The organism is Streptomyces sp. AC512_CC834, assembly GCF_019049325.1.
GTDB lineage: Bacteria > Actinomycetota > Actinomycetes > Streptomycetales > Streptomycetaceae > Streptomyces.
The window spans coordinates 29,575-51,587 of sequence record NZ_JAGMUO010000040.1 but is presented as its reverse complement, the minus strand read 5'-3'; the positions used below and the strand labels follow the sequence as shown (position 1 = coordinate 51,587).

Here is a 22,013-nt window from a genome sequence, read left to right as displayed (position 1 = left end):
AGGAACCCACTCCGCTGGGTTGCCGGAAACCGGGACAGCGCGGCAGGGAAGGGAGTATCTTGCCCAACCGCCTGGCATATGCACCCGACCCACTCACCCGCCCGGCACGCACCGGACCACCGGGCCCGCACCGCCGGGATGGACCGCCGGGCCCCACCACCATGCGGGACCACCAGGCCCCACCGCCGGGACCGACCACCGGGCCGGACCACCAGGCCGCACCACTAGGCCGGACCACCAGGCCGGACCACCACGCGGGACCACCGGGACGCACCGCCGGGACGGACCACCGGGCCCCACCGCCGGGCCGGACCGCCGCTCGGACCACCAGGCCGCACCACCGGCACGCACCGCAGGCCCGCACCACCAAGCCGAGCCACCAAACCGGACCACCGGGCCCGCACCACCAAGCCGAGCCACCAGGCCGGGCCGCCAAGCCGCACCACCGGGACGGGCCACCGGGCCGCACCGCCGCTCGGACCATCAAGCCGAACCACCAAGCCGAGCCAGCGGGCCGGACCGCCAAGCCGGACCGCCAAGCCGCACCGCCAGGCCGGGCCGCCCGGTCAGATCGGGTCGGCGTGGCCGCGGGTGGCCTCGGTGCCGCGCATCAGGTCCCACCCGAACTCCACCATCTTCTTGGCGTAGTCCTCGGTCCACTCGGCCCGTTCGGCGATTTCGGCGGTCGTCAGCCGGTCGAACCGGCGCGGGTCGGCGAGCTGCGCCGCCGCCATCGCCTGGAACTCCACCGCCCGGTCCGCCGCCGCGCGGAACGCCTGCGTCAGTTCGGTGGCCCGCTCCAGCAGCGCCCGGGGGTCGTCGATCGACTCGAGGTCGAAGAAGTGTTCCGGATCGGCGGCCGCCTCCGCCGGCTCGAAGAGCAGGGGCGCGGGGCGTAGCCGCGGTTCGTTCCGACCCGGCGTGGGCTCCGCCATGTCTTCTCCTCCTCGTACGTCACGACGGCCCTCCCCGCGCGCGGGGGCACCCCGGTGGAGTGGGCCACCGTCCATTGTCCCGCGCCCGTGCAAGAGGGCGGGGTGTGTCCGGTGACGCAGACCGGACACACCCCGCCCCTCGGGCGGTGCCGCGCGGCTCGTCAGCCGGCGTAGGTCTCGAACTCGGCGACCTTCGGGGTGCCCGAGGCGCCGGTGATCTCGAAGGTGACCTTCTCCAGCGAGGCCGGGGAGAAGCCGATCACGCCCGCTCCGCTGCCGGAGGCCAGGACGGCGCCGGTGTCGTGGTTGACGACGCGGTAGGACCCGATGGTGCCCTCGGAGCCCGCCGCCTCCCGGATGTTGATCTTGGAGACGGTGGTGGCGGAGGACCATTTGACCGAGATCTCGCCGGTCGAACCGACCGGCGACCAGTAGGTGCTCATGTCACCGTCCCGCACGTCGCCGTAGCTGGTGCCGGAGGCCTTGCTCGAGCCGTCGGAGCCGGCTCCGATGCTGAGGTTGGTCCCGCTGGGCGGGTCGGTGGGGTCGGTCGGCGGGTCGGTCGGGTCGGTGGGCGGGTCCGTCGGCGTCTGCGGTGTGCAGTTGCCGTCCGAGACCTGCAGGCCCTTGCCCGCGCCGGCCGTGCTGTTCACCACGTCCGGCACGCAGGAGGCGTCGTCCAGGCTGTAGGAGTACGGGATGGACACCGAGGTGTTGGACGTCGGGTCGGGACCTGCGGGCTGGTTGTCGCCGCTGCGCTCGGACCAGGTCACGTTGTCGAAGATGTTGCCGCTGACCTGCCAGTAGCCGGCCTGGTCGGTGTAGAAGGTGCCGAGGACGTCCTTGGAGTCCTCGAAGTAGTTGTTGTCGACCTTGGCCTTGGCGCCGGCCCGGGAGTTGATTCCGGACTTGACGAGGCCCACGTAGTGGTTGTTGTAGATGTGCGACGTGCCGCCGCGCAGCAGGGGCGTACGGGAGTCGATGTTCTCGTACAGGTTGTGGTGGAAGGTCACGTAGCCGTTCGACACGTCGCTCTCGCTGGACCCGATCAGCCCGCCGCGCCCGGAGTTGCGCAGGACGCTGTAGGACAGGGTGACGTACTGGGTGTTGTCCTTCATGTCGAAGAGGCCGTCGTAGCCCTCCGACTCGCCGCCCGAGGCCTCGAGGGTGGAGTGGTCGACCCAGACGTTGCGGACATCGCTCTCCATGCCGATGGCGTCGCCGCCGTTGGAGGTGGGCGAGCCCGACTTCTTGACGTTCCGGACGGTCACGTTCTGGATGATGATGTTGCTGGACTCCCGGATGTGGATGCCCAGCTCGTCGAAGACGGCACCGCTTCCGACCCCGACGATCGTGACGTTGCTGATCTGCTTCAGCTCGATCTTGTCGGCCGCGGTGTTGCAACTGTCGCCCGACACCTTGCTGGTGTTGCCGTGGTTGATGGTGCCCTCGACCTCGATGGTGATCGGGGTGCTGCTGCTGGCCCGGCCGCACAGGGCCTGGTGGATCGCGGTGCCGGTGGTGGCCCGTACGGTCTGCCCGCCCGCGCCGCCGGTCGTGCCGCCGTTCTGGGTCGCGTAGCCGGTGGCGCCGCCGGCCGCAGCGGCCGCCTCGGGCATTGACAGCACCACACCGGCCGCGGCCGCGAGGGCCAGCGTGCCCAGTGCCGCTTGGAGTCGCAGCGCGACTGGTCGTCTCATCCTCGGTCTCCCCATTCAGCTTCACATGCCGGAACGAAAACTATGGCGTGATCATGTCAATCCCGCCCTGAGAGAAAGCGCTTTCTCGCCGTGAGAATAAGGGTGGATCCGAGAACTGACAAGGGTTCAGGTACGATGCTGCGGGTTCAGGATGCAGATCATCGTCTCTGTACATGAACAGACTCGACTCGATGTGCACCCCGGCCGGAGCTGCGGTACGATCATCTTGCCTGATCACGGGGTGCCAACCCCCAACAACAGGCAGTGCGTTGGTGGTCCAAGGAAAGACGCCTCACTTCCCGTGAGGAAATGCAGGTGCAAGGCCTGCCCAGCGCTCGACGAGAAACGAGAACCCCGGCCCCGCTCACGCGGGACCGGGGTTCTTCCGTGTACGGCTCTCGCTCAGGCCTGCACCACCGGCTCCCGCGTGAAGAGCGCGCCCAGCTCCGGTGCGTTGACCCGGCGGTCCGCCAGGCGCAGGCCCTCCCAGATGGTGACCTGGTTCGCGGTGAGGACCGGCTTGCCCAGCTCCTTCTCCATGGCGGGGATGTGGGCCGCCGTGCGCAGGGCCGTGTCCGGCAGGAACACCGCCTCGGCGTCGGTGTGGTCGGCGGCGCGGGCCAGCGCCAGCACCTCCTCCTCGGTCCAGGTGCCGACCTCCGCCGCCGTGATGATGCCGGAGCTGACCACGTCGACCACCTCGATGCCGGCGGCGTCGAGGAAGTCCGCGAAGAGCCGCGCCACGTCGTCCGGGTAGGTCGCCCCGATCGCGACCCGCCGCGCTCCGATCTCCTTCGCCGCGTGCACGAAGGCGAAGGAGGTGGAGGAGGCCGGCAGACCCGCCGCCTGGGCCAGGGCGCGCACCTGCTCCTGCGCGCCCTCCCAGCCGTGCACGAAGCTGCCGCTGGTGCAGGCCCACACCACGGCGTCGGCGCCGGCGAGCCGCAGCTCCGCCACGCCCGCCGCGAGCCGGTGCGGCGAGCCCATCTCGCGCAGGGCGTCCACCCGGTGCGCGTCCTCGCCGATGTCCGTGTGCACCAGGTCCACCCGGATGTCGCTGCCCAGGAGCTGCTCGATGCGTGGATAGTCGTCCTCGCCGGAGTGGCCCGGGTACAGGAACCCCAGTGCTGTCATGTCCACCCTTCCTGCTGCTGTTCCGTGTCCGGGCCGTCACCGACGCCCGGCATGTCCGCCACCGCGGGGCCGACCGGGCCCGCCACCGCGGAGTCGACGGGACCGACGGGCCCCATCACCGCGGGACCGGCCGGTCCCCCCGCCGCGGGGCCGATGCGCGCGGACGGATCGGTCAGCGCCTGGTACGGCCCCACCGCAGGGGTACCCAATCGGCGCAGCGCCGCCCACATCGTCACTTGGTTGGCCGAGATCACCGGGATCCGCAGCTCGGCCTCGAGCTGCGGGATGACGTCGTAGGTGGGGAGGTTGGTGCAGGAGATGAAGAGGGCGTCCGCCGTGCCCTCGCCCGGTACCGCCTGGCGCGCCATGTCGGCCACGTCGCGGTACGGCACCTTCCAGATGTGCCGGGTCAGCCCCATGAAGGCGCAGCCCGTGATCGTCACCCCGGCCTCGGCGATGTACGCCTCCAGCGACCGGGTCACGGACACGGTGTACGGCGTCACCAGCGCGAGCCGGCGTACGCCCAACTCGGCCAGCGCGTCCAGCAACGCGCCGGAGGTGGTCACGGACGGGACCGCGCCCGCCCAGGTCATCGCCTCGCACATCGCCCGTTCGCCGGCGACGCCGCCGACGAAACTGCCCGAGGTGCAGGCGTAGGCGACGACCTCGGGGGCGATGGCGTTGAGGGTGCGCACCGCCTCGCCGAGGGTTTCGTGCTCGCTGACCATCCGCGCGAGGTCCAGACTGACCTCGACGGGTACGAAGGGGGTCCGTGTCATGTGCAGCGACACGTCGTCGGGCACCCATCGCCACAGCTCGCGATCGAGTGCGAAGTCGAACGGGGCGACCACGCCGACCCCGCGTTGCGGAGCTGGTCCGCCGAGAAAGGAGATGTCCATGGCACGCACCGGCCTCACACTGAGGAAGGAGAAGGCAACGCACCGTTACGCACGGCCGTGTTGACGAAGGTAGGTTGCGGTGCGAGCGTGGTCAATCCGCCCGCGCCCCTCCCAGGTCAACAGCCGGTTAACTTCCCCGTCAATACCTGAAACGCACCCGCGCCCCCATACGGGAGACAGGCCCGCCGATGACCACGTCCAGGCCCGCATCCGCGCCCACGCCCACGCCCCCCACGCCCGCACCCACGCTCCTCGTGCTGGACGCCGAGCCGCTCCCCCGTCTGGGTCGGCTGACCGGCCGGGCCCGGGTCGAGCACGCCGACGCGTCGACCCTCGCCGAGCGGCTGCCGCACGCCGACGTCCTGCTCGTGTGGGACTTCACCTCGCACGCCGTACGCAAGGCGTGGCCCGGGGACGGCCCGCGCCCGCGCTGGGTGCACACGGCGAGCGCCGGGGTGGACCATCTGATGTGCCCGGAGCTGGCCGAGTCGGACACGGTGGTGACCAATGCGCGCGGTGTCTTCGACCAGCCGATCGCCGAGTACGTCGCCGCGCTCGTGCTGGCGATGGCCAAGGACCTGCCCACGACGCTGCGGTTGCAGGGCGAGCGGACCTGGCGCCACCGCGAGTCGATGCGGGTGGCCGGAACTCGCGCCTGTGTGGTGGGCTCCGGGCCGATCGGGCGGGCAATCGCGCGGACCCTCGAGGCGCTCGGCATCACCACCGCGCTGGTGGGCCGCACCGCCCGCCCCGGGGCGGACGGACCCGGAGTGCAGGGGCCCGGGGTGCAGGGGCCCGAGGTGCAGGGGCCCGAGGTGCACGGGCCCGAGGTGCACGGGCCGGGCGATCTCGACCGGCTGCTGGCCCGTGCCGACTGGGTGGTGGCGGCGGCGCCGCTCACCGACGACACGCGCGGTATGTTCGACGCCCGGCGGTTCGGGCTGATGCAGCCCTCGGCCCGGTTCGTGAACGTGGGGCGGGGTCAGTTGGTCGTCGAGGACGATCTCGCCGAGGCGCTGACCAGGCGCTGGATCGCGGGCGCCGCCCTGGATGTGCTGAGCCACGAGCCCCTCGCGCCGGACAGTGCGCTGTGGCGCGTCCCGGAGCTGATCGTCTCGCCGCACATGAGCGGGGACACGATCGGCTGGCGGGACGAACTGGGGGCGCAGTTCGTGGAGTTGTTCGAGAGCTGGGCGGCGGGTGGGCCGCTGGCCAACGTGGTCGACAAGAAGCGCGGATACGTGCCCGGACACTGACGGCATCGACGACGCCGACGACGCCGACGACATCGAAGACACCGACGTCCCAAGAACGCGGGAGGGTGCATGACCGACCTCACGGAGCTGACCGCTGTGCAGCTCGTCGACGGGTATCGCAAGGGCGATTTCAGCCCCGTGGAGGTGACGCGGGCGGCGATGGAGCGGGCCGAGCGGATCCAGCCGGAGGTGAACGCCTTCGTCCGGCTGACCGGCGAGGAGGCGCTGGAGGAGGCCGGGCGGGCGGAGGAGCGGTGGCGCCGCGGGGAGCCGTGCGGGCGTCTCGACGGGGTGCCGGTCACGGTCAAGGACATCCTGCTGCAACGCGGCCTGCCCACCCTGCGCGGCTCCCGGGCCGTCTCGCCGGACGGACCCTGGGACGAGGACGCGCCGTCCGTCGCCCGGCTTCGCGAGCACGGCGCCGTGTTCCTCGGCAAGACGACGACGCCCGAGTTCGGCTGGAAGGGCGTCACCGACTCGCCCCTGTCCGGCGTGACCCGCAATCCGCGCGACCCCTCCCGTACGGCGGGCGGCTCCAGCGGGGGCGCGGGGGCTGCCGTGGCGCTCGGGGCGGGGCCGCTGGCGCTGGGCACGGACGGCGGCGGCAGCGTGCGCATCCCGGCGTCCTTCTGCGGCATCTTCGGCCTGAAACCGACGTACGGCCGGGTGCCGCTGTACCCGGCGAGCGCGTTCGGCACCCTCGCGCACGTCGGTCCGATGACTCGGGACGCGGCGGACGCCGCGCTGATGCTGGACGTCATCGGCACTCCGGACGCCCGGGACTGGTCGGCGCTGGGGCCCGCGCCCGGGTCGTACACCGAAGCCCTGTCCGGGGGCGTGCGGGGGCTGCGGGTGGCGTACTCGCCCTCGCTGGGCGGTCAGGTGGCGGTGCGTCCGTCGGTGGCCGGCGCGGTGCGGCGGGCGGTGGAGCGGCTGGCGGAGCTGGGCGCGTACGTGACGGAGGCCGACCCCGACTTCACGGACCCGGTGGACGCCTTCCACACCCTGTGGTTCAGCGGGGCGGCGCGCGTGGTGCAGCACCTGCGCCCGGGGCAGCGGGAGCTGCTCGACCCGGGGCTGCGGGAGATCGTCGGGGCCGGGGCGAGGTACTCGGCGCTGGAGTACCTCGCCGCGGTGGACGTGCGGATGGAGCTGGGGCGGCGGATGGGCCGCTTCCACGAGGAGTACGACCTGCTGGTCACGCCGACGCTGCCGATCACGGCGTTCGAGGCGGGCGCCGAGGTGCCCAAGGGCTCGGGGCACCGGCGCTGGACGGGCTGGACGCCGTTCACGTACCCCTTCAACCTCACCCAGCAGCCGGCGGCGACCGTGCCGGTGGGATCGGACGCGGACGGGCTGCCCATCGGCCTCCAGGTCGTCGCCGCCCGCCACCGCGACGACCTGGTCCTGCGAGCCGCACACGCGCTGTACGGGGCGGGCGCTCCGTAGCTGCGGGCAGTCGTGCCTCCCCCAGTGCCTGAACGGCCTGGGAGGTGCCCCCAGGGCGGCGCCCGTCCCAAAGAGGGCGGCGCCCGGCGAGCGCCGGCCCGCGCTCCCCGCCCCGCGCCCACACCACCGCCGGCCACCACTCGGCCGACGTTCAAGCACCCACCCCAAACAAACGCCCCGCCGCCGGAGGCCTACGCCCGGCGGAAGCTGAGCGTCTCCCCCGCCGCTCCCGTGCGCCACAGGTCGTTGCAGGCCTCGGCCATCGCGTCGAGGCCCTCGGTGACGCGGCCCCAGACGGTGCCGGGGACCCAGCCGACGTCGCCGTTGAGGAGGAGGTTGTTGCGCTCGTAGAAGAGGGCGAGGTCGACGAGGGTGGTGCCGGCGCGGACGTCGCGGTCGTAGCCGTACGCCTTGGTGCCCAACTCGGCACCCGCGAAGGCGAAATAGCACAGGTCGCCCGGAATGGGCGTTACGGTCGGATTCTCCAGTGGTGGCTCGGATGTCGCGAAGGGTGGGAAGAGGGCGTAGATCTCGTTGCGCGCGTATTTGGCGTGATACACGTCGCTGCCGAGGGGGAGGGCGTCCCAGACGGCCTTGCAGGTGATCGGGGCCCGGTCGTCGAGCAGTTGGGCCGTGCAGGTGATTCCGCGCTTGACCAGCGAGACTTCGATGTAGCGATCAGCCATGCCTCCATGGCAGTGCCCCGCGGCCCCCGGGTCAAGGGCGCCGGGCCGATGTATCGGACTGAAAACGATCGGCATAACCTGCCCACCAGCGGGTAGCTGCGCGCCCATGGCTCGACCACACAGAACCCCGCCAAGGGGTATATCCGACCAAAGGTCCAGGACAGCCGGGCCCACTCGCCGGTCGCTGCTCGCGGGGGTCGCGGCGCTCGGCGCGCTGGGCGCCGCCGGCTGCTCGCGGGTGGCCACCGGGTCCGGCGTGGAAGGCGGCGACCTTCTCGACCGGCTCAAGGCACAGGGCGTGGCCCGGCTCGGCATCGCGGGCGAGATCCCCTTCGGGTTCATCGACAAGAACGGCGAGCTGACCGGTGAGGCGCCGGAGCTGGCGAAGGTCATCTTCAAGCGGCTCGGAGTGGACCGGGTGCAGCCGGTGCCGACGGAGTTCGGCTCCCTCATCCCGGGTCTGGCGTCGCAGCAGTTCGACGTCGTGGCGGCCGGTATGTACATCAACCCCGAGCGCTGCCAGCAGGTCATCTTCTCCGACCCCGACTACCAGATGCTCGACGCGTACATCGTGCGCAAGGGCAACCCGCTCGGGCTGCACAACTACAAGGACGTCGTCAAGAAGAAGGCCAAGTTCGCGACCGGTACCGGCTACGCCGAGATCGCGTACGCGGTGGAGCACGGGTACAAGGAGGACGACATCCTGATCGTCCCCGACCAGGTGGCCGGACTCAACGCCGTCGAGTCCGGGCGCGCCGACGTCTTCGCCGGTACCGCGCTGACCGTCCGTGAAGTGGTGAAGAAGTCCAGCAAGGCCGAGGCGACCGAGGCCTTCTCGCCGATCATCGACGGCAAGCCGCACGTCGACGGCGGCGGTTTCGCCTTCCGGACGAACGAGACCAACCTGCGGGACGCCTTCAACGTGGAGCTGCAGAAGCTCAAGAAGAGCGGCGAGCTGCTCCGCATCCTCAAGCCCTTCGGTTTCACCGAGAACGAGATGACCGATCTGACCGCGAAGGAGTTGTGCGGCGGATGACATCCGGACTGTGGGAACTGGTACTCCAGGGCGTCTGGGTCACGATCCAGTTGCTCTTCTTCAGCGCACTGCTGGCGACCGGCGCCGCCTTCGTGGCCGGCATCGCCCGCACCCACCGGCTGTGGATCGTCCGCTTCCTCGCGGGCTTCTACACCGAGGTGTTCCGCGGGACGTCCGCGCTGGTGATGATCTTCTGGGTCTTCTTCGTGCTGCCCCCGGCCTTCGGCTGGCAGCTCGTGCCGATGTGGGCGGGCACGCTGGCGCTCGGTCTGACGTACGGGGCGTACGGCTCCGAGATCGTGCGCGGGGCGCTCGCCGCGGTCGACCCGGCGCAGAAGGAGGGCGGCATCGCGCTCAGCTTCACGCCCTGGCAGCGGATGAAGCTGATCATGCTGCCGCAGGCGGTGCCGGAGATGATCCCGCCCTTCTCCAACCTGCTGATCGAGCTGCTCAAGGGCACCGCCCTGGTGTCGATCATGGGCATGGGCGACCTGGCCTTCAGCGCCAACCTGGTGCGCCTGGCGCTGCAGGAGAGCGCGGAGATCTACACGTACATCCTGCTGATCTACTTCGTGATCGCATTCCTGCTCACGCGGGTGATGCGCGGCCTGGAGAAGAAGCTGAAGGCGGGCGTCGGGAAGGCGCCGAAGAAGCCGAAGAAGAAGACGGCTGCCGTGGGCGTGCCTGAGGGAAGTGGTGTGTCGTGAAATGGGACTGGAGCGCGGTCTCCGACTTCATGCCGCACTTCTGGGACGGCCTGCTGGTCACCCTGCAGATCCTGGTCCTCGGCTCGCTGGTCTCCTTCAGCCTCGGCCTGGTGTGGACGCTGCTGATGCGGGTGCCGAGCCGCTGGGTGACCTGGCCGGTCGGTGTGGTCACCGAGTTCATCCGGAACACCCCGCTGCTGGTGCAGCTCTTCTTCCTGTTCTACGTGCTGCCCGAGTGGGACATCACCTTCTCGGCGCTCACCACCGGTGTGGTCGCCATCGGCCTGCACTACTCGACGTACACGATGCAGGTCTACCGGGCCGGCATCGAGGGGGTGCCGGTCGGCCAGTGGGAGGCCGCGACGGCGCTGAACCTGCCGCTCGCGAAGACCTGGACGGCGGTCATCCTGCCGCAGGCGATCCGCCGGGTGGTGCCCGCTCTCGGCAACTACGTGATCTCCATGCTGAAGGACACGCCGCTGCTGATGGCGATCACGGTCCTTGAGATGCTCGGCGAGGCACGGCTGTTCTCGCAGCAGAACTTCCAGTTCACCGAGCCCCTGACGGTGATCGGTGTGGCCTTCATCATCATCTCCTACCTGGCCTCCCTTGCCCTGCGAGCCCTGGAGCGACGCCTTGTCCACTGACACTCTTCCCAACCCCGAGAAAAGCCCCGAGCAGAGCGGCGGCGGCGAGCTGATCCGTCTGGACCACGTCACCAAGCGGTTCGGCGACAACGTCGTCCTGGACCACCTGGACTTCGCCGTGGACGCGGGCAAGCACGTCACCCTGATCGGTCCGTCCGGTTCGGGCAAGACGACGATCCTGCGGCTGCTGATGACGCTGCTCAAGCCCGACGAGGGCACGATCACCGTGGACGGGCAGAAGCTGTTCCCGGCGACCGAGAAGGAGCGGCGGGAGGTGCGCAAGCAGATCGGGATGGTCTTCCAGCAGTTCAACCTGTTCCCGAACATGACGGTGCTGCGCAACATCACCGAGGCGCCGGTCACCGTGCTCGGCATGTCCAAGGACGAGGCGGTGGAGCGGGCCAAGGGTCTGCTGGACCTGGTGGGCCTGGCCGACAAGTGCGACGCCCACCCCGCCCAGCTCTCCGGCGGCCAGCAGCAGCGGGTGGCGATCGCCCGGGCGCTGGCGATGCGGCCGAAGGTGCTGCTGCTCGACGAGGTGACCTCGGCGCTCGACCCGGAGCTGGTCGCGGGCGTCCTCGACCTGCTGCGGGACATCGCCCGCACCACGGACATCACCATGCTCTGTGTGACCCACGAGATGAACTTCGCCCGGGACATCTCGGACCAGGTCCTGATGTTCGACTCGGGCCGGGTCATCGAGGCCGGCCCGCCGGAGAAGATCTTCAGCGAACCGGAGCACGACCGCACGCGGGAGTTCCTCAGCGCAGTGCTGTGAGCACGCGGTGTCACTGCCCCAACGTCCGAGGTCGAGGCGTTGGGGCATTCCTTTGGCATATGCCAGCGGGTCAACGCCGCAGTTGGGGGCGAGTCGGGGGTGCTGAAATCCCGCCAACACCCCCTCCCCTCGGACCTCTTGGCGGCTATCGTGGAGGGCATCCGCTGTCCGGACCGGGGGCACAGGCAGGGACAGAGGCAGGGGCCTACGAAGCTAGCGCAGGGGGAGACCACCGTGGCGCTGCAGCACAAGCCGACCGCGCCGCACCACTCGGCCCAGGACGCCCTGCGCGTCTTGGAGACGGTGACGCGGCACACCTCCGGTGTCACCGACACCGAGATCGCCCGCCAGTGCGGCCTCGACCGGGAGCGGCTGATCACGCTCCTGCGCATGCTGCGCCGCGAGGGATACGTCGAGCAGACCGCCGACGGCGCCTACGTCACCGGGGAGGCGCTGGACCGCCTCGGCTCGGCCCACAACCGCGAGCAGGCCCTGCGCGACAAGCTCCAGCGCACCCTGGACCGGCTGCGCGACTCGGTGGGCGCCGCCGTCTACATCAGCCGGTACGTCGACGGCGAGGTCAGCGTCACCCAGTACGCGGACAGCCCGGCCGCGCCCAGGGTGAACGAGTGGGTGGACTTCCGCGTCTCGGCGCACGCCACCGCGGTCGGCAAGAGCCTGCTGACCCAACTGGACCACGCGGGCCGGCGCGACCACCTGGCCCGGCACCGGATGGCCCGCCTGACCTCGCGCACCATCACCAGCGACAAGCTGCTGCTGTCCCGGCTGGAGTCCCAGCCGCCCAGCGTGCCCGTCCTCGACCTCCAGGAGTACGCGGTGGGCACGGTCTGCGCGGCCGTCCCGATCACCGCCGGTTCCGCCGTGGGCTGCCTGGCCCTGTCGCTCCCGGTCGAGCACGCGCACCGGCTGCGCCGGGCCGCGGACGAGCTGAACCGGAGCGCGGCGCCTGTGCTGCTGTCACTGGCGATCTAGAGCCGATCCCAGGGCTGGTCCAGCGCTGATCCAGCCCTGGACCAACGCTGGTCACACGCACTGCTCGGGACCAGGTAGTATTTTCGTCGTCGCCGGCCGCGAGAAGCGGACGGCGGGAGTCATGCGCCGCTAGCTCAGTTGGTTAGAGCAGCTGACTCTTAATCAGCGGGTCCGGGGTTCGAGTCCCTGGCGGCGCACAGAGGAACAGAGGAAGGGCCTCTCGCTCACGCGAGGGGCCCTTCGTTCGTTTCGCTCGTTCAGAAGGTGACGTCCGAGCACGCGTAGAACGCGTTGCCCGTGTCGGCGACCGTCCACACCGCGAGGATCACGTGGTGTCCGCTCAGCCCGGACGGCAGCGTGCCGGTGTGGGAGAGCGTGGCCGGGGGCCGCTGACCGCCGTAGGGCACCGTGAAGAACGGGGTGAGGTTGAGGTCGGACCGGGCCAGGTTGTGATTCTGGTTCCAGCCCGGCTTGGTGACGTAGTACTTGAAGTCGGTCGTGGCGTGCCGGGCGGTGAACTGCCAGCGGAAGGTGTAGCTCTGTCCGCCGTTCACCCCGGTGGTCGGCCACGCCTGGCCGTTCGGCTGCTTGGGGCTGTCGAGCGCGGCGAACGGGGCGTGACCGGCGGAACAGATCTTCCCGTCGGCCGGCCCGGAGGCCGGGAAGCCCTTGGGGCCCTCCACGCTCTGCGGCTCCCACTGGATGGCGCCGCAACCGCTGACCGTGCCGTTCTGGCACACCTTCTGCCGGCTGACCGGCAGGTCGGTGTAGCCGTGGCCGCTGGCGCCGCCGGACGAGAGAACGAGGGCTCCGGTCGTCGCCATGCCCAGCGCGGCGGCGTACATCTTGGTCCTTGTGCGCATACTGCTGCTCCCTGTGACGTGTGGGGAAGTTCAGTGAGCCGTGCAGGTCTAGACCAAGTTTCAGATTATTGCCGTTAGTTGAACATGTCCATACCAATAGCGGAACGCGCTGCCCGCCCGCGCCGGACCGGTCAGGGCCCGCTGTCCCCCCGCGCCGCGCAGAACGCCACCGTCAGGTCCTTCACCAGCGTCTTGCGCTCGTAGTCGTCCAGTTCGACCAGCCCGCGCATGGTCAGCCGGGTCACCGTGTCCTCCACCGAGTCCACGACCGAGGTGAGCACGCTCGCCCGCTGCGCCGCGTCCAGTGCGGCGATCCGGCGCCGGTGCATCGCGGCGGCGACCTCGGGGGCGTACTCCACCCGGACCGGCCGCACCGAGAACACCTCCAGGCCGACCGGCGCCGCGTCCGCCGCCACCAGCCGGGTCAGCGTGTCGCCGGCCACGTCCGCCGAGCTGCGGACCGTGCCGAGCGGCTCCACCGGGACCCGGGCCAGCGCCGCCTCGACGCACTCGCGCAGATACGTCTCGTGGTCCTCGACGCCCAGCGTGGCCCGCGCGGTGTCCCGCACCCGCCACACCACCAGCGTCACCGCGCGCAGCGCGACCCCGTTGCCGTCGGCCGCGGGCATCGGCTCGCTGCGCCAGTGCCGCAGCCGCACGTCGACCCGGCGGCGCAGCAGCAGCGGGTTCACCCACAGCAGGCCGGTGCGCCGCACCGTCCCCCGGTAGCGCCCGAACAGGCCCAGCACCCAGGCCCGTCCGGTCCGGCCCCTGGCCAGCCCGCCGAACCCGAACAGCCCCAGCGCCCCGGCGGCCGCGTACGCCGCCCACTGCGCGGGCCCGAGCCCGGCGGCACCCGCGTACGCCGGCAGCCCCAGCCCCAGCGCCGGGGCCTGGGCGTGGGCCTGGGCGGCGAGCGGCGGTACGAGCCCGGCCCACCAGGAGGTGAGCGCGCATCCCGCCGCCCCGCACAGACCGGCGGCCACGCCCACCGCGCCGGGCAGCACCCGGGCCGGACGCTCCGTCAGCTCCGGGTCGACCGACGGCACCGGGCGCGGTCGCGCCGCGACGGGGCGCCGCGTGGGGGGCCGCTCCCCGGGGCGCTCCCCGAACCGCTCCCCCGGGCCCTGCCGGCGGGCGACGACCGCGGGCCGCAGCGGCACGGGGGCCGGGTCCGGGTCCAGGTCCGGATCGTCGCGGAACAGCAGGTGGACGGGGATCTCGGTGGTGGCCTCGTTGTGGATGAGCCGGGCGGGCCGGGGACCGGCCTCCCCCGTCGCGGGCGTCGCGTTCGTCGCGGGCGTCTCGGACGTCTCGGACGTCGAGGGCGTCGCGGGCTCGGCAGCGGCCGGCGCCGTGCCCTGAGGGTTCGTTGAAGATGTCGTACTCATGCGTGCTCCAGCCTCCGCGCCAGACGCGTCATGAACGGGTGATCACCTCGGTGCGGACGCTCATGAGAAGAGCCTCCGCCAGGTCTCCGGGCCCGGGTGGCCGTCCGCCGCGCCGCCGCGCCAGCCCTGGGCGCGCTGGAAGGCCTCGACGCCCCGTCGGTCCGCCTCGCCCCAGCGCGGACCCGGTTCCCTGGTGTAGTACGTGCCGAATCCCTTCCTCACCAACTGCCTGCCGAGCCGGGTGACGTACGCGTTGTCGGCGCCCGGACGAAACATCGCCCGTCCGGGGTACCCGGCCACCCCGTGCGAGGCGGGGGTCGCGGCCGGCGCCCCGGCCGCGCCGCTCGCCGTGCCCGCCGCGACCCCCTTGTAGCGGTACGGCAGGTACTTGGCCGAGTTGCTCCAGTAGGCGTAGGGCGTGGCCAGCTCGCGGGCGCGCGGCGGGGTCTGCTCGTAGGCCGTGTAGGCGGTGTGCGTGGAGTCCGTCCAGCCGCCGAAGATCACCACGTGGGAACCCTTCTCGGGGTCGGACGCCTTGTGGAACAGCAGAATGTCGCCGGGCTGGAGTTCCTCCTTGGTGATGCGGTCGGCGAAGCCGGCGAGGCTTCCGGTCCATTCGTTCGTGGGCAGCTTCCAGGCCATCGACACGAAGCCCGAGCAGTCCTGCCGGTAACCGTCGGACCAGTAGGCGGTCGTGCTGTACGGGACCTTCGCGGTGACCCAGGTCCTGGCCCGCTCGATGATCTCCGTACGGGTGATGGCGGCCGCTTCCGCACCGGCCGGGGGCGCCCCGGGCAGGCCCGTCAGGCCGTACAGCGGGGACCTCGGCCCCTGTGGGGTATCGGGCACGTCACCTGCGGGAACGCCCGGCCGATGGGCGGCGTGGGAAGCATGGGCGGCGTGGGAAGCATGAGCGGCGTGGGAGGCATAGGAAGCGTGGGCGGCGGCCGGAACCGCTGCCGCCTGCCCCGCGCCGAGAGCGGAGGCGACGGTCGCGGACGCCGCCGCGGTGGCCACGACCAGCGCGCGGTAGGCCGCCGGACGGTCGAGCGCGCGGCCGGCCGGGGCATGCGGCAGGACGCGCCGCCAGTGACGGCAGCCGGGGCATCCGCAGTCGCTCGCGGGATCGATTTCCTCGAATACGGGAGGAGCCTCCATGCGATTCCCCTCACACTCCCGATGGAAATGTCCGCGTCGGTACACTTCGGTACATGTCGGACAGCTTCTCAACTGTCGTCCGCACTCGCATGTTGACGGTCCGAATGATGTAACCGGCCGAGCGGATCCCGGGCCGTGGTCCAGGGCAGCGGTCCAGGGCAGTGGTCGCGGGCACTCGTCCCGGGCACCAAGCAACATCGGGTAGAGTGTGCAGGTCAGCAGGCGCCGCTAGCTCAGTTGGTTAGAGCAGCTGACTCTTAATCAGCGGGTCCGGGGTTCGAGTCCCTGGCGGCGCACAGACGGTCGAAGGCCCCTCGTATCACACGGGGGGCCTTCGGCGTGTCCGGTGCCCGAACACCTTGCGATCATGAGGAACACCGTAGAACCCTGGTCCGGTTGGGGGCCGGGTGCCGAGGGGATGCCGAGGGGGGCATCATGCAACCGGGGGTCGCCGTTCCATGTCTATATAAGGTGTGGATGCCGTGGTGACAGTGACCCACCACTGTTACGTCTGTGACGGTCGAGGGGGACCGGTGCAGGCGAAGTAAGCGACGAAACACGCACGACCCGCGTGTGGGGGGATGACTCATGACGTCGACGCCGACGGGCGCCGGGCAGGACCACGACCCGTCCCAGACCACCCAGCTCAGGCTGCCCGGGAACCGGAACTGGAACACCGGTTCGTTCCGCCGGATAAAGAAGACCCTGCCGAAGTACGACTACGAGCACTACAGCCGGCTCGCGGGCCCCCTCACCCAGCCCGACCCGAACAAGCCGTACACGGTGCAGTACCGCTCGCTGATCTCGCAGGAGCCGCACCGCTTCCGGGTCGCGCTGATGCTGGCCGCCGCCCCGCTGCTGTCGGTGGTGCTGCTGGTCTGGCTGCTCCAGCCCGAGCACTGGACCGAGCGGGACTACGTGGCCTTCGACTGGCTGCCCGCGCTCGACATCGTGATGCTCGTCGCGATCGGCCTGATCGAGCTGTTCCGCTGCCTCAACGTGCTGTCGAACGCGCACGCCACCCTGGTCGCCCGCGACCCGGTCCCGGTGGTGCCGGAGACCGGCACCAGGGTCGCCTTCCTCACCTCCTTCGTGCCCGGCAAGGAGCCCCTGGAGATGGTGACGAAGACCCTGGAGGCGGCCGTGAAGATCCGCCACCGCGGTCTGATGCACGTCTGGCTCCTCGACGAGGGCGACGACCCCGAGGTGAAGGAAGTCTGCGCGCGCCTGGGAGTGCACCACTTCTCCCGCAAGGGCGTCGCCAAGTGGAACCAGAAGAAGGGCCCGCACCGCGCCAAGACCAAGCACGGCAACTACAACGCCTGGCTGGACGCGCACGGCGACGACTACGACTTCTTCGCCTCCGTCGACACCGACCACGTGCCGCTGCCCAACTACCTGGAGCGGATGCTCGGCTTCTTCCGCGACCCCAACGTCGGCTTCGTCATCGGCCCGCAGGTCTACGGCAACTACGACAACCCGATCACCAAGGCCGCCGAGTCGCAGCAGTTCCTCTTCCACGCGCTGATCCAGCGCGCCGGCAACCGCTACGGCGGGCCGATGTTCGTGGGCACCTCCAACGCGGTGCGCATCAGGGCGCTCAAGCAGATCGGCGGTCTGTACGACTCGATCACCGAGGACATGGCGACCGGCTTCGAGATGCACCGCCACCGGAACCCCGTCACGGGCCGCAAGTGGCGCTCGGTGTACACCCCGGACGTGCTCGCGGTCGGCGAGGGCCCGAACGCCTGGACGGACTTCTTCACCCAGCAGATGCGCTGGTCGCGGGGGACGTACGAGACGATCCTCAAGCAGTACTGGAAGGGCTGGTACTCGCTGCCGCCGAGCAAGCTCTTCAACTACACGATGATGATCATCTTCTATCCGATGTCGGCCCTCAACTGGATCCTGGCGGCGCTGAGCTGCTGCCTGTTCCTGGGCCTGGGCGCCTCCGGCGTCAACATCGACCCGGCGGTCTGGCTGATGCTCTACGGCAACGCCTCCGCGCTCCAGATCGGCCTGTACGTCTGGAACCGCCGCCACAACGTCTCGCCGCACGAGCCGGAGGGCTCCGGCGGCGTGGCCGGCATGATCATGTCCGCGCTGTCGGCGCCGCTGTACGCGAAGGCGCTCATCGACGCCGTGCTGCGCCGCAAGAGCAAGTTCGTGGTGACCCCGAAGGGCGACTCGGCCAGCCCGGACACCCTGTTCGGCACCTTCCGGTACCACTGGTACTTCATCGTCATCTTCGGCGGCTCGATCGCCGCCGGCTTCGTGTACGGCCACTCGCACCCCGCGATGATCATCTGGGCGACCTTCGCGCTGCTGATCACCGCGTCGCCGATGTTCGCCTGGCGCCACGAGCTGAGGAAGGCGAAGAAGCAACCGCCGGTCGCGGCGGCGGAGCCCGCACCGCGGGTCCCGCCGCAGCACCAGGCACCGGCGCCGACGCCGGCACCGACACCCGAGCAGCCGTACGCGCAGTACGGACAGCCGGGGCCAAATGCGCCACATGCGCCACATGCGCCACATGCGCCACATGCGCCGCAGCAGAAGCCAAGCTGGGCCGCCTCCCCCGACGGAGGCGACGACCAGACCATGCAGATCGCCCTCGGTGGACTCGGGGGACTTGGGGGACGTAAGGAATGAAAGACCGTGCCGGCCGCCGCCGAGCCCGTCGCTTCGCGATAGGTACGGCGGTGGTAGTCGCGCTGGCCGGGATGAACGGGCCGTGGCTCTACCGCTTCGGAACCGAGAAATACCACCAGTACAAGATCAATCAGCCGGAGTACAAGGCCGCCAACGGCAAGTGGGAGATCATCGAGTTTCCCGAGAAGTACCGGCAGAACACCATCCACGCGGCGCTGCTGCGCACCGGCAAGGTGCTGATGGTCGCCGGGTCCGGCAACAACCAGGACAACTCCGACGCCAAGCAGTACGACACCCGGATCTGGGACCCCGTCAAGGGGACCATCAAGAAGGTGCCGACGCCCACCGACCTGTTCTGCACCGGACACACGCAGCTCGCCAACGGCAATCTGCTGATCGCGGGCGGCACCAAGCGGTACGAGAAACTCAAGGGCGACGTCACCAAGGCGGGCGGCCTGATGGTCGTCCACAACGAGAACCCGGACAAGCCGATCACCCTGCCCGCGGGCACCAAGTTCACCGGCAAGGAGAACCACAAGACCTTCGTCTCCAAGGACCCGGTCCTCGTGCCCCGCGCCGAGAAGGTCTTCGACCCGGCGACCGGCAAGTTCCTGCGCAACGACCCGGGTCTCGGCCGGATCTACGTCGAGGCGCAGAAGAGCGGCCGGAAGTACCAGACGGGTACGGAGGACAACTACCGGATCCAGGGCCTGTCGGGCACGGACGCGCGCAACACGTACGGCATCGCGCAGAAGCTCGCCCTCGACAAGAAGGACTTCCAGGGCATCCGGGACGCCTTCGAGTTCGACCCGGTCGCCGAGAAGTACATCAAGGTCGACCCGATGCACGAGGCCCGCTGGTACCCGACGCTCACCACCCTGAGCGACGGCAAGGTTCTCAGCGTCTCCGGCCTCGACGACATCGGCCAACTGGTCCCGGGCAAGAACGAGGTCTACGACCCGAAGACCAAGGAGTGGACCTACCTCGACAAGACCCGGCAGTTCCCGACGTACCCGGCGCTGTTCCTGATGCAGAACGGCAAGATCTTCTACTCGGGTGCGAACGCGGGTTACGGCCCCGACGACGTGGGCCGCGACCCGGGCATCTGGGACGTGGAGACCAACAAGTTCACCAAGATCCCCGGCATGAGCGACAAGAACATGCTGGAGACGGCGAACACGGTGCTGCTGCCGCCGGCGCAGGACGAGAAGTTCATGGTGATCGGCGGCGGCGGGGTCGGCGAGTCCAAGCTGTCCAGCGAGAAGACCCGGATCGTCGACCTCAAGGCGGACGACCCGAAGTTCGTCGACGGGCCGTCACTGGAGAAGGGCACGCGCTATCCGCAGGCCTCGATCCTGCCCGACGACAGCGTGCTGGTCTCCGGCGGCTCGGAGGACTACCGGGGCCGCGGCGACTCCAACATCCTCCAGGCCCGGCTGTACCACCCGGACACGAACGAGTTCGAGCAGGTCGCCGACCCGCTGGTGGGCCGCAACTACCACTCCGGTTCGATCCTGCTGCCCGACGGACGCCTGATGTTCTTCGGCTCCGACTCGCTCTACGCCGACAAGGCCAACACCAAGCCGGGCAAGTTCGAGCAGCGCATCGAGATCTACACGCCGCCGTATCTGTACCGCGACTCCCGGCCGGACCTCTCGGGCGGCCCGAAGACCATCGAGCGCGGCGAGTCGGGGACGTTCACGTCCCGGGCGGCCGGGTCGGTCAAGAAGGTGCGGCTGATCCGGCCGAGCGCCTCCACGCATGTCACGGACGTCGACCAGCGGTCCATCGCGCTGGACTTCAAGGCGGACGGGGACAAGCTGACGGTGACGGTGCCTCAGGGCAAGAACCTGGTGCAGTCGGGGTGGTACATGATGTTCGTGACGAACGGGGAGGGGACGCCTTCCAAGGCGGAGTGGGTGCACGTGCCGTAGCGGCGGCAGCCGCGAAAGCCCTCACGATACGGTGCCGTCATGTCTCGATCAGCCGAACCCGGATCAGTCCTGTCTCCCGTCACCGCGGACGACGTCGACCTTGCCGTGCGGCTCGCCGTGGGCGTCCTTCGGGACGCCCCCTCAAAGGGGTGGGGCGGTAAGGCCGGTTCGCTGGAGTGGGACTGCTGGGAGACCGTCGAGCACCTCGCCAACGACCTGTTGTACTACGCCGTACAACTGGGGCCGCAGAGCCCGCCCCTGGACACCCATGTGCCTTTCGCGCTGAACCGGAAGAGGCCGGACGGCCCCATGGCCTTCGCCCACGCGGAGCGCGATGCGGGTCCGGCCGGCCTGGTGCAGGTGCTGGAGGCGTGCGGCGCGCTGCTGGTCGCCATGGTGCGTACGACGCCGTCCCGGGTCCGCGCCCACCACGCCGCCGGGGTGTCGGACCCCGAAGGCTTCGCGGCGATGGGGGTGGTGGAGACGCTGGTGCACATGCACGACGTGGCGGAAGGCTTCGGGCTTGCCTGGACCCCGCCCGCCGCTCTCTGCTCGCGGGTGCTCGCCCGTCTGTTTCCAGAGGCTCCGGCCGACGCGGATCCCTGGCCCACCCTGCTGTGGGCCACCGGCCGCGCCGAGTTGCCGGGGCACCCTCGTCTCACCACGTGGCGCTGGTCCAGCACACCGCGGCCATAGGAACGGATACGGACACGGACAAGGCACCAGGTGACTGTCCGTCGACTATCCCTTCGCTACCCCTTGGCCAGGTCCAAGGCGTACTCGGGGTACCACTCGCCCGCCTTGGGGCCGCCCTTGCACTCACCGTCGGACTCCCCGGGGCGCTTGACCCACAGGTAGGCGTCGACGAGCGGGTCCGCCGTCTTGGTCGTCGGGGTTTCGCCGAGGGCTCGGCCGGGCGGGTTGCACCAGCGTTCGTCCGGGGCGCCCCCGGTGTAGGGGCCGTTGCCGTTGCGGCTGGTGTCGATGACGAAGGGCTTGCCGCCGACCTTGGCGGAGAGCTGCTTGCCGTAGGCGATGGAATCCTTGGTGGTGTAGAAGTTCGAGACGTTGACCGAGAAACCGTCGGCCTGGTCAATGCCGGCCCGCTTCAGCGGCTCGAAGATCTGGTCGGGATGACCCCAGCCGGCGTTGCCCGCGTCCAGGTAGACCTTGGTGTTCTCCAGGGCCGTGAGTTTCTCGACGGCGCCCTTGAGGAGGTCGTAGCGCTCCTCGTGGAACTCCTGCGGGGTGCAGCCGTCGACGAGGTGGAGCACCGCGTCCGGTTCCAGGATGACGGTGGCGGCACGGTCGCCGATGCCCTTGGCCACGCCGTCGACGAAGGAGCGGTAGGCATTGCCGTCGGCGGCGCCGCCGCCCGAGTACTGGCCGCAGTCGCGGTGCGGGATGTTGTAGAGGACGAGCAGCGCGGTGCGGCCGGCCTCGTCGGCGGCCTCGGTGAATCCGCGGGCCTGCTCCTCGGGGTTCTCCGGGGTGAGCCACTCGCCCGTCGGCTGCTGGGCGATCTTGCGGATCTGTTCGGCCTGGTCCTTCTTCCCCGCTTCCGTGAGGGACGCCATCTGCTGTGCCGCGTTGCCGTCGGGATTGACCCAGAACGGGTCGGCCTCCTTGGGCTGCTGCGTGATCCCGGCGCCCGCGCCCTTGCCCTCGTCGTCCCCGTCCCCGTCCCCGGACGAGGAGCAGCCCGCGAGCAGCAGAGCCGCCCCCAGCGCCACCGCCGACGCAGCTCGCCTCCTGGACATGCTTCCGGCCGGCTTGCTGCCGTACATCCAACCCCCCT

At 70.3% G+C, this 22,013-nt stretch carries 19 protein-coding genes and 2 tRNA genes; 12 read left to right on the top strand and 9 right to left on the bottom strand.

Annotated elements, in window-relative coordinates:
- Positions 1-566 precede the first annotated feature (566 nt).
- The 4 genes from KUM40_RS17055 to KUM40_RS17040 all read right to left on the bottom strand — a co-directional run bounded on the left by KUM40_RS17055 (position 567) and on the right by KUM40_RS17040 (position 4,668).
- Positions 567-935: a hypothetical protein gene (locus KUM40_RS17055; RefSeq protein WP_217166829.1), complete on the bottom strand. Its 369-nt coding sequence runs from the start codon at positions 933-935 to the stop codon at positions 567-569.
- 161 nt (positions 936-1,096) lie between these two features.
- Complete coding sequence (locus tag KUM40_RS17050) at positions 1,097-2,635, bottom strand: polysaccharide lyase family 1 protein (protein ID WP_217166828.1); 1,539 nt, start codon at positions 2,633-2,635, stop codon at positions 1,097-1,099.
- Between the two features lie 402 nt (positions 2,636-3,037).
- Entirely contained in the window at positions 3,038-3,769 is a 732-nt protein-coding gene (locus tag KUM40_RS17045) for an aspartate/glutamate racemase family protein (RefSeq protein WP_217166827.1), read from the bottom strand.
- On the bottom strand, positions 3,766-4,668 hold the full coding sequence (locus KUM40_RS17040; protein WP_217166826.1) for a decarboxylase: 903 nt from the start codon (positions 4,666-4,668) through the stop codon (positions 3,766-3,768). The genes KUM40_RS17045 and KUM40_RS17040 overlap by 4 nt, the downstream gene beginning before the upstream one ends.
- A gap of 188 nt (positions 4,669-4,856) precedes the next feature.
- Between KUM40_RS17040 and KUM40_RS17035 the strand changes: the two genes are divergently transcribed.
- Positions 4,857-5,924 carry a D-2-hydroxyacid dehydrogenase gene (locus KUM40_RS17035; protein WP_217166825.1) on the top strand — a complete coding sequence of 356 codons (1,068 nt, stop codon included), beginning with the start codon at positions 4,857-4,859 and terminating at the stop codon, positions 5,922-5,924.
- 69 nt (positions 5,925-5,993) lie between these two features.
- Entirely contained in the window at positions 5,994-7,373 is a 1,380-nt protein-coding gene (locus KUM40_RS17030) for an amidase (RefSeq protein WP_217166824.1), read from the top strand.
- Between the two features lie 191 nt (positions 7,374-7,564).
- Here KUM40_RS17030 and KUM40_RS17025 read toward each other — a convergent pair whose 3' ends face one another.
- Positions 7,565-8,059, bottom strand: a complete 495-nt coding sequence (locus KUM40_RS17025) for a DUF3830 family protein (RefSeq protein ID WP_217166823.1) — start codon at positions 8,057-8,059, stop codon at positions 7,565-7,567.
- A 106-nt stretch (positions 8,060-8,165) separates the two neighbouring features.
- Here KUM40_RS17025 and ehuB point away from each other — a divergent pair, with 106 nt between their 5' ends.
- The 6 genes from ehuB to KUM40_RS16995 all read left to right on the top strand — a co-directional run bounded on the left by ehuB (position 8,166) and on the right by KUM40_RS16995 (position 12,417).
- The gene (ehuB, locus tag KUM40_RS17020) at positions 8,166-9,095 is read left to right on the top strand and encodes an ectoine/hydroxyectoine ABC transporter substrate-binding protein EhuB (RefSeq protein ID WP_217166822.1); all 930 of its coding nucleotides are present in this window, start codon (positions 8,166-8,168) and stop codon (positions 9,093-9,095) included.
- The gene (gene ehuC, locus KUM40_RS17015) at positions 9,092-9,802 is read left to right on the top strand and encodes an ectoine/hydroxyectoine ABC transporter permease subunit EhuC (RefSeq protein ID WP_217166821.1); all 711 of its coding nucleotides are present in this window, start codon (positions 9,092-9,094) and stop codon (positions 9,800-9,802) included. Before ehuB ends, ehuC begins: the two co-directional genes overlap by 4 nt.
- Positions 9,799-10,449 carry an ectoine/hydroxyectoine ABC transporter permease subunit EhuD gene (ehuD, locus tag KUM40_RS17010; protein WP_217166820.1) on the top strand — a complete coding sequence of 217 codons (651 nt, stop codon included), beginning with the start codon at positions 9,799-9,801 and terminating at the stop codon, positions 10,447-10,449. The genes ehuC and ehuD overlap by 4 nt, the downstream gene beginning before the upstream one ends.
- Positions 10,439-11,227 carry an amino acid ABC transporter ATP-binding protein gene (locus KUM40_RS17005; protein WP_217166819.1) on the top strand — a complete coding sequence of 263 codons (789 nt, stop codon included), beginning with the start codon at positions 10,439-10,441 and terminating at the stop codon, positions 11,225-11,227. The genes ehuD and KUM40_RS17005 overlap by 11 nt, the downstream gene beginning before the upstream one ends.
- Positions 11,228-11,461: 234 nt before the next feature.
- On the top strand, positions 11,462-12,220 hold the full coding sequence (locus KUM40_RS17000) for an IclR family transcriptional regulator (RefSeq protein ID WP_217166818.1): 759 nt from the start codon (positions 11,462-11,464) through the stop codon (positions 12,218-12,220).
- A gap of 123 nt (positions 12,221-12,343) precedes the next feature.
- A tRNA-Lys gene (locus KUM40_RS16995) sits at positions 12,344-12,417 on the top strand.
- 60 nt (positions 12,418-12,477) lie between these two features.
- On the opposite strand, the gene KUM40_RS16990 is transcribed toward KUM40_RS16995, so the two are convergent.
- The 3 genes from KUM40_RS16990 to KUM40_RS16980 all read right to left on the bottom strand — a co-directional run bounded on the left by KUM40_RS16990 (position 12,478) and on the right by KUM40_RS16980 (position 15,632).
- A complete protein-coding gene (locus tag KUM40_RS16990; protein ID WP_217166817.1) occupies positions 12,478-13,083 on the bottom strand; it encodes a lytic polysaccharide monooxygenase in 606 nt (201 codons plus the stop codon).
- Positions 13,084-13,214: 131 nt separating this feature from the next.
- Complete coding sequence (locus KUM40_RS16985) at positions 13,215-14,474, bottom strand: SPFH domain-containing protein (protein ID WP_217166816.1); 1,260 nt, start codon at positions 14,472-14,474, stop codon at positions 13,215-13,217.
- A 60-nt stretch (positions 14,475-14,534) separates the two neighbouring features.
- Complete coding sequence (locus KUM40_RS16980; RefSeq protein ID WP_217166815.1) at positions 14,535-15,632, bottom strand: peptidoglycan-binding protein; 1,098 nt, start codon at positions 15,630-15,632, stop codon at positions 14,535-14,537.
- Between the two features lie 222 nt (positions 15,633-15,854).
- Between KUM40_RS16980 and KUM40_RS16975 the strand changes: the two genes are divergently transcribed.
- The 4 genes from KUM40_RS16975 to KUM40_RS16960 all read left to right on the top strand — a co-directional run bounded on the left by KUM40_RS16975 (position 15,855) and on the right by KUM40_RS16960 (position 20,911).
- Positions 15,855-15,928: transfer RNA gene (locus KUM40_RS16975), tRNA-Lys, on the top strand.
- A 292-nt stretch (positions 15,929-16,220) separates the two neighbouring features.
- Entirely contained in the window at positions 16,221-18,281 is a 2,061-nt protein-coding gene (locus tag KUM40_RS16970) for a glycosyltransferase family 2 protein (RefSeq protein WP_217166814.1), read from the top strand.
- Positions 18,278-20,215 (top strand): kelch motif-containing protein, encoded by a 1,938-nt coding sequence (locus tag KUM40_RS16965; RefSeq protein WP_217166813.1) that lies wholly within the window; start codon positions 18,278-18,280, stop codon positions 20,213-20,215. The genes KUM40_RS16970 and KUM40_RS16965 overlap by 4 nt, the downstream gene beginning before the upstream one ends.
- Before the next feature lie 39 nt (positions 20,216-20,254).
- On the top strand, positions 20,255-20,911 hold the full coding sequence (locus tag KUM40_RS16960) for a hypothetical protein (RefSeq protein WP_217166812.1): 657 nt from the start codon (positions 20,255-20,257) through the stop codon (positions 20,909-20,911).
- Positions 20,912-20,967: 56 nt separating this feature from the next.
- Here the strand turns inward: KUM40_RS16960 and KUM40_RS16955 are convergent, their stop codons facing one another.
- Positions 20,968-22,002, bottom strand: a complete 1,035-nt coding sequence (locus tag KUM40_RS16955; RefSeq protein WP_217166811.1) for a glycoside hydrolase family 6 protein — start codon at positions 22,000-22,002, stop codon at positions 20,968-20,970.
- Between the last annotated feature and the right edge of the window lie 11 nt (positions 22,003-22,013).